General features: G+C 45.1%; 11 protein-coding genes. 10 read left to right on the top strand and 1 reads right to left on the bottom strand.

Annotated elements, in window-relative coordinates; genetic code table 11:
• From GC097_RS02795 to GC097_RS02760, 8 genes are all read left to right on the top strand, one after another.
• The coding region (locus GC097_RS02795; protein WP_171681829.1) for a hypothetical protein at positions 1-501 on the top strand (501 nt) is incomplete at its 5' end.
• A gap of 148 nt (positions 502-649) precedes the next feature.
• Complete coding sequence (locus GC097_RS02790) at positions 650-1,216, top strand: TetR/AcrR family transcriptional regulator (RefSeq protein WP_171681834.1); 567 nt, start codon at positions 650-652, stop codon at positions 1,214-1,216.
• Positions 1,217-1,258: 42 nt separating this feature from the next.
• Positions 1,259-2,092, top strand: coding sequence for an aldo/keto reductase (locus tag GC097_RS02785; protein ID WP_171681828.1), 834 nt, complete (start codon positions 1,259-1,261; stop codon positions 2,090-2,092).
• A 179-nt stretch (positions 2,093-2,271) separates the two neighbouring features.
• Positions 2,272-2,973 (top strand): RNA polymerase sporulation sigma factor SigK, encoded by a 702-nt coding sequence (gene sigK, locus GC097_RS02780; RefSeq protein ID WP_127452517.1) that lies wholly within the window; start codon positions 2,272-2,274, stop codon positions 2,971-2,973.
• Positions 2,974-3,037: 64 nt separating this feature from the next.
• Positions 3,038-3,709 carry an ABC transporter ATP-binding protein gene (locus GC097_RS02775; protein ID WP_171681827.1) on the top strand — a complete coding sequence of 224 codons (672 nt, stop codon included), beginning with the start codon at positions 3,038-3,040 and terminating at the stop codon, positions 3,707-3,709.
• Positions 3,710-3,868: 159 nt separating this feature from the next.
• Positions 3,869-4,048: a hypothetical protein gene (locus GC097_RS02770; RefSeq protein ID WP_157036847.1), complete on the top strand. Its 180-nt coding sequence runs from the start codon at positions 3,869-3,871 to the stop codon at positions 4,046-4,048.
• A gap of 117 nt (positions 4,049-4,165) precedes the next feature.
• Entirely contained in the window at positions 4,166-4,354 is a 189-nt protein-coding gene (locus tag GC097_RS02765; protein WP_171681826.1) for a hypothetical protein, read from the top strand.
• 251 nt (positions 4,355-4,605) lie between these two features.
• On the top strand, positions 4,606-4,920 hold the full coding sequence (locus GC097_RS02760; RefSeq protein WP_171681825.1) for a reverse transcriptase family protein: 315 nt from the start codon (positions 4,606-4,608) through the stop codon (positions 4,918-4,920).
• Between the two features lie 54 nt (positions 4,921-4,974).
• On the opposite strand, the gene GC097_RS02755 is transcribed toward GC097_RS02760, so the two are convergent.
• Entirely contained in the window at positions 4,975-5,643 is a 669-nt protein-coding gene (locus GC097_RS02755; RefSeq protein ID WP_171681824.1) for an IS6 family transposase, read from the bottom strand.
• A gap of 983 nt (positions 5,644-6,626) precedes the next feature.
• On the opposite strand from GC097_RS02755, the gene GC097_RS02750 reads away from it, so the two are divergent.
• Positions 6,627-8,408 carry a cache domain-containing sensor histidine kinase gene (locus GC097_RS02750; protein ID WP_171681823.1) on the top strand — a complete coding sequence of 594 codons (1,782 nt, stop codon included), beginning with the start codon at positions 6,627-6,629 and terminating at the stop codon, positions 8,406-8,408.
• Positions 8,374-9,183, top strand: a complete 810-nt coding sequence (locus tag GC097_RS02745) for a response regulator transcription factor (RefSeq protein WP_216625629.1) — start codon at positions 8,374-8,376, stop codon at positions 9,181-9,183. Before GC097_RS02750 ends, GC097_RS02745 begins: the two co-directional genes overlap by 35 nt.
• The last annotated feature ends 49 nt before the right edge of the window (positions 9,184-9,232 follow it).

Raw genomic sequence — 9,232 nt, 5'->3', positions numbered from 1 at the left:
GCGGGAACGAGCGGTAATTCCAACCAGGCGAGCGCGACGCCAGCGGCATCGACCGGCACGGTCACGATCGATTCGTTCGCGAACGCAACGAACTTCAACAATAAAGTAAACGACTTGGGTCAAAGCATCAGCTGGGTCATCGACAGCGCTTACTATGGTTCCGACAGTGTCGGCAATATCGTCCTTAACTCCAGCGGAGCAGGGCAATACTTCCAGGAAAACATTAATCGGAGTTTGGCAGGCCATACGAACCTGGTGCTGCGGATCAGGGACTGGAATCCTTCCGATACGTCACAGCATTGGGACGTCGTGTTGAATGACGGAACGGATCATACGGTCGGGCCGATCAGCAGCTACGGAACGGTCGGAGGAAGCTACAGCGACATCTCAATACCGCTCAGCGCCTTTGGGGCAAATCTGACGAATGCCAAATACATCAAGCTCGTGCACAAAGACAGCACGTATGCGGTATTGCTCATTGACGCGATCAGCGTGAATTAATCTGTCATAAGTTATGAAGAGGGTCGATCTGCGGTTTTTTAACCGTAGGATCGGCCCTTTTTGCACATTTTTTCACGTTTGATATAAAGAAAAGTTAGTTTTATAATAATGAGGAATGAATATTCATTCCGAAAATGAGGTGAAAAGTTTGTCCAGCAATAAACAAGAGGAAATTTATGATGCGGCTTTAAAGCTGTTTGCAGAAAGAGGCTACGACGGAACAACGGTACCTATGATTGCGGAGACGGCAGCCGTAGGAGCGGGTACGATTTATCGATATTTCGAAAATAAAGAGGCGCTGGTCAACTCGTTGTTTCAAAAAGTAGTTACACAGTTTGCAGAGACTATAAAAAATGATTTTCCGTTCTCCAGTACGATCCGGGAGCAGTTCCGACACGTATTTTATCAAATGGTTGCATTTGTAAAAAACAATGCTTATACGCTTCTTTTTATTGATTCACATGCTGATGCCTACTATTTGAATGAAAAGAGCCAGAAGGAGTTCCAAGACTTTTTGAGTTTTTTGACAGCTATTGTAGAAGAGGGAAAAGAGCAGGGGGTAGTTAGCCCACTGCCTGCAAATGCATTGATATGTGTGGTTTATGGCGCATTTGTCAGCTTCTTCAAGGAAATTCAGCACGGGAAATTAGAGGAGAGTCCGGAGCTTATTGCCGGTATTGAAAAAAGCTGCTGGAATGCTATTCGAGCCGACTGACTCACTTCAGTCTATAACAGGAATGAGTAGGAGGATGATTATATGGAAAATTACGTTTTGAATAATGGGGTTTTGATGCCTAAGGTTGGTTTGGGCGTGTATCAAATGAAAAATCAGCATGAGGATGCAATCGTTTGGGCATTGAGAAATGGTTACAGACACATAGATACTGCAGCCTTTTATCACAATGAGGAACTTGTCGCCAGTGCGATTCAGAAGTCGGGGGTAGATCGTAAGGATATATTCATTACAACCAAACTATGGAATTCAGATCATGGCAAAAAAACAAAGCAAGCGTTTGAAACCAGCTTAAAGAAGCTGAAAACGGATTATCTCGATCTTTATTTGATTCATTGGCCATCCCCTAAGTATATAGAGAGCTGGGAAGTGATGGAGCAATTATATAAAGAGGGTAAGGTCAGAGCGATTGGTGTATCTAACTTTGAACGTAATCATCTGGAGGATGTCTTGAAGCATGGAACCATTGTCCCTGCGGTCGATCAGATTCATACGAACGTTTTTCTGCAGCAGGAAGAACTGCATCAGTATTTGGTGAAGAACCAGATCCAGCACGTGGCTTGGGGCCCTTTTGGACATGGAAATCAGCAATTATTTAATCATCCTGTACTGAAGGAAATTGCGGAGAAGTACGGTAAAACGACGGCGCAAGTCATGCTAAGGTGGAATCTGGAGCGGGGTATTTCCGTCATTCCAAAATCAATTAATCCTGAACGGCTAAAAGCGAACCTGGACATCGTTGATTTCCGTTTATCACAGGAGGAAATGAGAAGAATATCATCCCTGGATACAAACAAAAGGGGATTTGTTAATCCAAACAACAAGTTGATGTTATGGGTAACTCAGTTTATCCGATAATTTTTGTAAAGCGGAAGCATCGAGCTGCAGGCGGGCGATAGAAATTCCAGAAGACTTATTCACGTAACTTATTCCGTACAGGCACTTCTAGGCACAAACCCACATAGACTAATACTAGTCTTGAAAGCGGAGGCTTCCGAAACAGCTAAGATCCGCAATCATATGAGGGGGTGGCTGGAATGCCTGGGATTTTCAGTGCAATTGCTGTATTAATCAAACAGTTAACCTTACTTGTATCCTATGTCAAAAATAATGCGTTTCCACAGCCTTTAACCGAGGAAGAAGAAGAAAAGCATCTTAGACTGATGGCCGAAGGTAATGATTATTCAAGGAATAAACTGATTGAACACAATTTAAGACTTGTGGCACATATAGTAAAAAAATTCGACAATACTGGGGAAGATCTCGAGGATTTGATCTCGATCGGGACGATCGGATTGATAAAGGCGATCGAATCGTTCTCCCCGAATAAGGGCACTAAGCTGGCGACATTTGCGGCACGCTGTATCGAGAACGAGATCCTAATGCATCTACGTTCGTTAAAAAAAACGCGCAAGGATGTGTCCTTGCATGATCCCATCGGAACGGACAAAGAGGGGAATGAAATTACGTTGATCGACATCCTCGGCACGGAAGCCGACGATGTCGTGGATAAGGTGCAGCTCAAGATAGAGAAGAGCAAAATTTACCGGAACTTAGAGATTTTGGACGATCGAGAGAAGGAAGTTGTGGTAGGGCGGTTTGGGCTGGAACTTGGAGGAGAAGAGCGGACGCAGAGGGAGATTGCGAAGGAGTTGGGGATTTCACGTTCGTATGTATCACGGATTGAGAAGCGGGCGCTCATGAAGCTGTATCATGAATTTTATAAGGCGAAGCGGTAAGGTAGATTAGGTTGATAAGTCGCACACTTCATTTATTTGGGCTCAAGTAATGGAGGCGAAGGGAATGACCTTAATCCAGATCGAACATGTGAGTAAGAACTATGTGATGGGCGGGGAAATGATTCGGGCGTTGGATGATATTTCCCTGAAAATTGATCATGGTGAGTTTGTGGCGATTATGGGGCCGTCGGGATCGGGGAAGTCGACGCTGATGAATATCATTGGGTGTTTAGATATTGCGGATCATGGAGATTATGTGCTGGATGGGAAGGTCATTAATCGTCTCAAGGATGCTCAGTTGGCTGAAATACGAAATCGGAAGATTGGGTTTGTTTTTCAGAGCTTTAATTTGCTGTCACGGCTCAATGCATACGAGAATGTGGAACTGCCGTTAATATATCGGGGCATGAGCAAGAAAGAGCGGGAGCCGCTTGTTATGCAGGCGTTGGATGCGGTTGACTTAGTGGATCGCAGACGACACCTGCCTTCGGAGCTGTCCGGCGGGCAGCAGCAGCGGGTTGCGATTGCCCGGACTTTGGCTGGCGATCCTTCGATTATTCTAGCAGATGAGCCGACAGGAGCGCTGGATTCGAAGACGGGTGTGGAGATTTTGGAGATTTTTAAGAGTTTGAATGAGCAGGGCAGGACGATCGTTTTGATTACGCATGATCTGGCGATTGCGCAGCAGGCGAAGCGGGTTGTGCATTTTCATGATGGGCGGTTGAGTGAGCTTTGATAGGTGGATGCAAGCACCGGGACTCCGATGGAGTGCCGGTTTGATTGTGCGCCTCACAGTCGCACAATCTAAGTGGTTCAAATCCACTCGGTAACTTTACCCTTTAAAGTGCCGTAGCCGAAGTAGAGGTCCTAATCCAGCAGGGTTAGGACTGGCAGGGTGTCTTTCGTGAGAGGGAATCCGAAGGGCCTGCAGGCAAAATCCAGCCCGGAATGCGGTGAACCAGAGGTGGCGGCGATGTTGGGTGACCCGCCAAACAAACGGGGAAACTTATGCAAATATGTATATCTTGCAGGAAAACAAACAAAGGGATATGACCTGCAAGGCTCATCGACGTGATTAGGGTCAGGATGGATGGAATAGAATGTGCAGATGACTGAGGGAAGTCTCGTAGCTTCCTTGACGCAAATGCGGACAAGGTAGGGGAGGTATAACCTTAAAGGGAAAGCTGAATCGATGGGCTGCGAGATGGCGGATCGTTCCGTAGTAGCGAGTAAGTCCGAGCCGATGAAAGCTGGTAACCGTCTGGAGGGGGAAACTCAGATGAGTATGCGCGCGAGAAAGAAAACTCAGTCGCATAACCTGCTTCCGCTTCAAAAGAGGGAAGGCAGAGGCAAAGGGGACGTGCTTCGTCAAAGTCTGTGAGTTTGCGTGAGTGGAGATCGTAAGCGCCTTAAACTAACGAGAGTAGCTCCAAGTGGGTGCGTCCCGCCAATGGCGAAGAACGCCAACGGATAAGGACTACTGGCGACCTGAGTACACGGCGGACCAACAGAGTGATTGACAATGAGTCTAAGACGCATTTGTTACGCCCGTGGAACAAGCACAAGGAATCGATCATCTGTAGCGGAAACAAGACCAGTTTGGTGAGTAGCGGTAAAGGTGGTGAAACACCAATGAAACCGAAACGACGATATTACTCCCTGATCGATAAAGTATACCAAATAGAAAATCTGTACGAAGCATGGCTATCCGTGAGGAAGAATCAAGGAAGCGGCGGAATCGATGGCGTAAGCATTGCCATGTTCGAGAAGAATGTGAACATGAACCTGAGGGAGCTCCAAAGGTTATTGCAACAAGGGCGGTACAAGCCTGCCCCTGTGCGAAGGCACTACATTGAGAAGGAGAATGGGAAGTTAAGACCGTTAGGTATTCCGGTTGTGGTGCAAAAATTAGAAAAGATAGCAACTACCCGACAAATTGTACGTTAACTATGCCGCTAGACCAAATACTTTATTGAGCCATTCAACAGCTGAGAGGGCAGATTAATTATCAACAGCCTGCCCTTTCCTAATCATATGCATAGCCTCGATTCCCTTCAACGTCCGTTCTGCAGTTAGAAACGTTTTAAAACCAAGCATCGGTTTTGTAATTTTCTTTATGAATCGATGATCTTGCTCCACAATGTTGTTTAGATACTTTGTCCGTCTAATCAAGATTTCCTTTGGTAGAAATTTCTCATTTAATAATTCTTGTATTGCTGGTGGATAAGCTGGATTTTTATCTAAAGTGATTACACGTGGGATTTGATTATGAGGAGAGGACAAAGCCTTTGTAAAGAAGCGTTTGGCTGCTTGCATATCCCGATTTCCAGATAACATAAAATCAATGGTTTTACCCCTAGCATCAACTGCCCGATATAAATACTTCCATTGACCTTTGACTTTGACGTAGGTTTCGTATGTCCGCCATGAGTCGTTTGTAGGTTTCAAAAAGGGACGGATTCGTTTGTCGATTTCAGGTCCAAATTCATGGACCCATCTCATGATCGTCGTATGGGAAATCTTTAATCCTCGCTCACTCATCATTTCAACTATATCTCGATAGCTTAAACTATATTTCAAATACCATCTCACCGTTTGTAAAATGATTGCCGATTCATATTGCTTCCATTTAAATACATTCAATATCGCTTCCAAAGTAAGTTGCTCCATCCCATGACTTCATTTCAATGATGTTATCATGAACCAGAGCTTTGCACCGCAACCCAGTACCTGGACGATGAGTATTGTATAGCGACTTTTTTAACAATACGACTTCTGTGATGACCATTCAACTCCAATGGTCGGCGTACATTTTTAAATAGGGAGATTCGAACCGATAGGTGGATTTCCCCTTTTTGGTAAATTTGGAATAACCGCTCGGATGATCTACGAGAAGGCTACTATATATGACAATTACCCATTTGTTCAGAGGTTCTTTTATTTAATTTTTAGAGAAAACTTAATTTTTTGTTGTTCCTTTTGTTAGGACGGGAAACTAAGATTAGGATACATCGATTTTGTGTAAAAAGAGAGAAAAGTATGAACGTTTTCGTCGAACCGTGGAGCTTCTTGCATCTGGCAACAAAATGAATGCGAGGTAAGCATAATGACTTATTCGGAATGCCGGGCGGTAATTATAGACGACGAAGCCTGGATTCGGTAAGGGTTAAGCGAACATACTGAAGAGCTTGGACTAACCCTCTCTTCATCTTTAGGCAGATCTGTAAAATTCGCACAGGTCTGCTTATATATAATTTTAGTCCGTCGGCAATGGAGCTCGAGAGTGTTTAGATGGGAAAAGTCTTAGGTGTTAAACATTCAATTGGTTGGTTTATTTGAACGCAGAAAGGTCATCTGTTACGGCAAAGTTGAGATTATAGATCTTGCCATTGTAACTAAAGCGATCTTGCAATAAACCAACTTTAATTGAAGGTAAGTAGAATCTCATAGTCGCTATACAGTACCTGGAAGATAAGTACTGTATAGCGACTAATTTGTTTCTTTAGTTTCATCCTAATGGGATATTTATTTCTTTGTGTATTTGTTACAGATTCTTGTGATCTTCGCACATCAGTCGATTGCTATTTTTATAAAAAATCCAGTAGTCTTTGCTCAGACGTATAGATGTCCCTAACAGAAGGAGGAATGGAGCGATGTTCTCCAAATTTTGGCCCTACAATACGCTGCGCAACCAAATCTTAATAGGATTTATGTTAGTTATGACCATCGTCTTGTTCGTCTTTGGCATCAATACTTACAGCAGTGTCTCAGAACTTCTAACAAAGAGTGCAGCCAAACATATCCAGGAGACAGCTGTGCAAGCCAACGGAAGACTTGATGCGCTAATCGGGCAGATGGATACTTTGACGGCTCAAATCATGACCGATACTTATGTGCAGGAGCTGCTACAGAACAATTTGAACGGCAATACTCCGGATTTTTCCCAAAGACAGAAACTTGCCCGTACAGTTGGGCACTACCAGACATATTCGAAAGGAGTTAACCGGATTGAATTATATACCATGGACTACCTCAAACTCTTTCCTCTGGATGAACAACGTTTGGATAACAGAGTAAAAAAAGAATGGATTTGGAGAGCGGATGACCTAAAGGGGAGACCGCTATGGATTGGTCTGGATCCCGATGAGCCGGACCATGTACTGTCTCTTCGAAGAATAAGCCTTGTTGATCGCTGGTTCTCATCAGGGGGTTACCTGCTCGTCAGCATGGATCGAAGCGTCTTCGTGCCTCGCGAACCCTCTACGGGGGGCAATCAGACGGAGGCTTTGGTGCTGATGGATCCTCAAGGGCTCCCGATCATTTCAAACCTTACGATAACACCCGATCAGTCCGAGCTACTTCGTGGATCTAGCCCATATGTGACTATGAATGGCATTGAATACATGATGATCAGTCAAAAATCCTCTGAAACCGGCTGGAGTCTTATTATCCTTACACCTATGCAGGAAGTAACCAAAGGCATCTCGGTGCTGCGCAACGTTTTGCTGATATCGGGTCTCATTGGTTTTCTCTTGTTTCTTCTTCTTTCCTATCTGGTATCAAGTCTTATTACCAGACCAATTCTCCGATTAATCAAGACGATGAGGGGGGCAAGAGACGGGATTTTAAAGCGGATTTCCCACGGCTCTCGGACCATGGAGCTACAGGAGCTGAATTATACGTATAACCAGATGGCGGATAACATTAACGAACTGATCAGGCTGGTTTACGAAAAGGAGCTGCTACAGAGCCAAACTGAGCTGAAAGCACTTCAGGCGCAGATTAATCCCCATTTTTTATATAACACATTAGAAGCGCTTTACTGGTCATTATCGGATAAAGGTGAGGATGAACTGGCGGATTTGGTCATCGCCCTATCTCATATTTTCCGTTATGTCATTTCGGCTACGGGCCGTCAAGAATGGGTTACCATACGCGATGAGCTGGAGCATATCGAACGGTATTTGCAAATTATGAAGTCGCGGTTGGGCTCCCGTCTAGACTGGTCAATTGATAGTGTGAAGGAATACGGAAATGTCCCCGTGCCCAAGCTAATCATACAGCCTTTAGTGGAAAATGCCATAGTCCACGGAATTGAGAAGCGGGTGAGAGGAGGCACTCTCCGAGTTCGGATCGAACCTTCCCCTGAGCGTTCTCATCTGAAAGTTACTATAGAAGATGACGGAACCGGAATTGAGGAGACTGTATTAAAGGAGCTTTTGCTCTCCATCACTACTGGAACATCCATCGGTTCTAAGCGGACCGGGCTAGGTATCCGTAATGTGAAAAGAAGACTGGAGCTCTATTATGGAGTGACTGCAGGTGAGCTGACCATAGAGAGTTTACCGGGGGTTGGAACAACCGTGCGTTTTGAAATTCCGATAGAAAGAGAGACATATGATGAGAACAATACGAACCGTACTGATCGTGGATGATGAACCGAGAACTCGCGAAGGGGTAAGGAAGACGTTGGAAGCCGAATGGTCGGGCGAGATTCGGGTAATGACGGCGGGAAGCGCTATAGAAGCGGCGACCATCATGAAAGAGAATCCCATCCATCTGCTCATCACAGATATCCGAATGCCAGAAATCAGTGGGCTTGAATTGGTGGAAAACCTGCGGGAAGGAGGCTTTAAGGTGGTTGTGATTCTCATTTCCGGCCATGCCGTCTTCGATTATGCGCAGCAAGCCATCGAACTGGGGGTGGTGCAATACCTCTTGAAGCCGCTTGAGAAACGGGTGCTGGTAGAAGCCGTGAAACAGGCGATGGAACTGGAGAAAACAAGGGAACTGCAGTCGACTTTGGAGAAAGTGGTGGATACTAGGTTGCTCGAGTTAAACGGCGGGCAAGCGTCCGTCTGTGAGCCGATTGAGAAGGCAATACGATATGTAGAGGAACACCTCGGCGAGGGACTAAGTCTTAAAGAGGTTGCCGATCATGTTCATCTGAATGCCAGCTATTTCAGCCATCTGTTCAAGGAACGAATCGGATTCACCTTCAGTGAGTATACATCCAGACGGATGCTCCAGAAAGGAAAGAAACTGCTGCTTATGACCAATCTTCCCGTCCATGAAATTGCTGAGCAGGTAGGATACCAGAACAGTAAGTCTTTTATTAAGGTGTTTAAAAAATATACCGGATTTAGTCCAGGCCAATTCCGAAAGCAGATGACGGAGGGAACTGCGGATATTGGGCGGGATGAAATCTAAGAATCGGAGAACTTTACCTAATGGCACCTACCTTATTCGTGCTGAAAGA

The organism is Paenibacillus planticolens (assembly GCF_013141725.1).
GTDB classification, from domain to species: domain Bacteria; phylum Bacillota; class Bacilli; order Paenibacillales; family NBRC-103111; genus Paenibacillus_E; species Paenibacillus_E planticolens.
Note: the sequence above shows the minus strand (reverse complement) of the source record. Positions and strands in the feature narration are given on the sequence as shown.

What these genes read in the sequence shown, in the direction of transcription:
- GC097_RS02785 (WP_171681828.1), top strand. Translation starts at nt 1,259, where the DNA reads ATGGAAAATTACGTTTTGAATAATGGGGTTTTGATGCCTAAGGTTGGT.
- sigK (WP_127452517.1), top strand. Translation starts at nt 2,272, where the DNA reads ATGCCTGGGATTTTCAGTGCAATTGCTGTATTAATCAAACAGTTAACC.
- GC097_RS02775 (WP_171681827.1), top strand. Translation starts at nt 3,038, where the DNA reads ATGACCTTAATCCAGATCGAACATGTGAGTAAGAACTATGTGATGGGC.
- GC097_RS02765 (WP_171681826.1), top strand. Translation starts at nt 4,166, where the DNA reads ATGGGCTGCGAGATGGCGGATCGTTCCGTAGTAGCGAGTAAGTCCGAG.
- GC097_RS02760 (WP_171681825.1), top strand. Translation starts at nt 4,606, where the DNA reads ATGAAACCGAAACGACGATATTACTCCCTGATCGATAAAGTATACCAA.
- GC097_RS02755 (WP_171681824.1), bottom strand. Translation starts at nt 5,643, where the DNA reads ATGGAGCAACTTACTTTGGAAGCGATATTGAATGTATTTAAATGGAAG.
- GC097_RS02750 (WP_171681823.1), top strand. Translation starts at nt 6,627, where the DNA reads ATGTTCTCCAAATTTTGGCCCTACAATACGCTGCGCAACCAAATCTTA.
- GC097_RS02745 (WP_216625629.1), top strand. Translation starts at nt 8,374, where the DNA reads ATGAGAACAATACGAACCGTACTGATCGTGGATGATGAACCGAGAACT.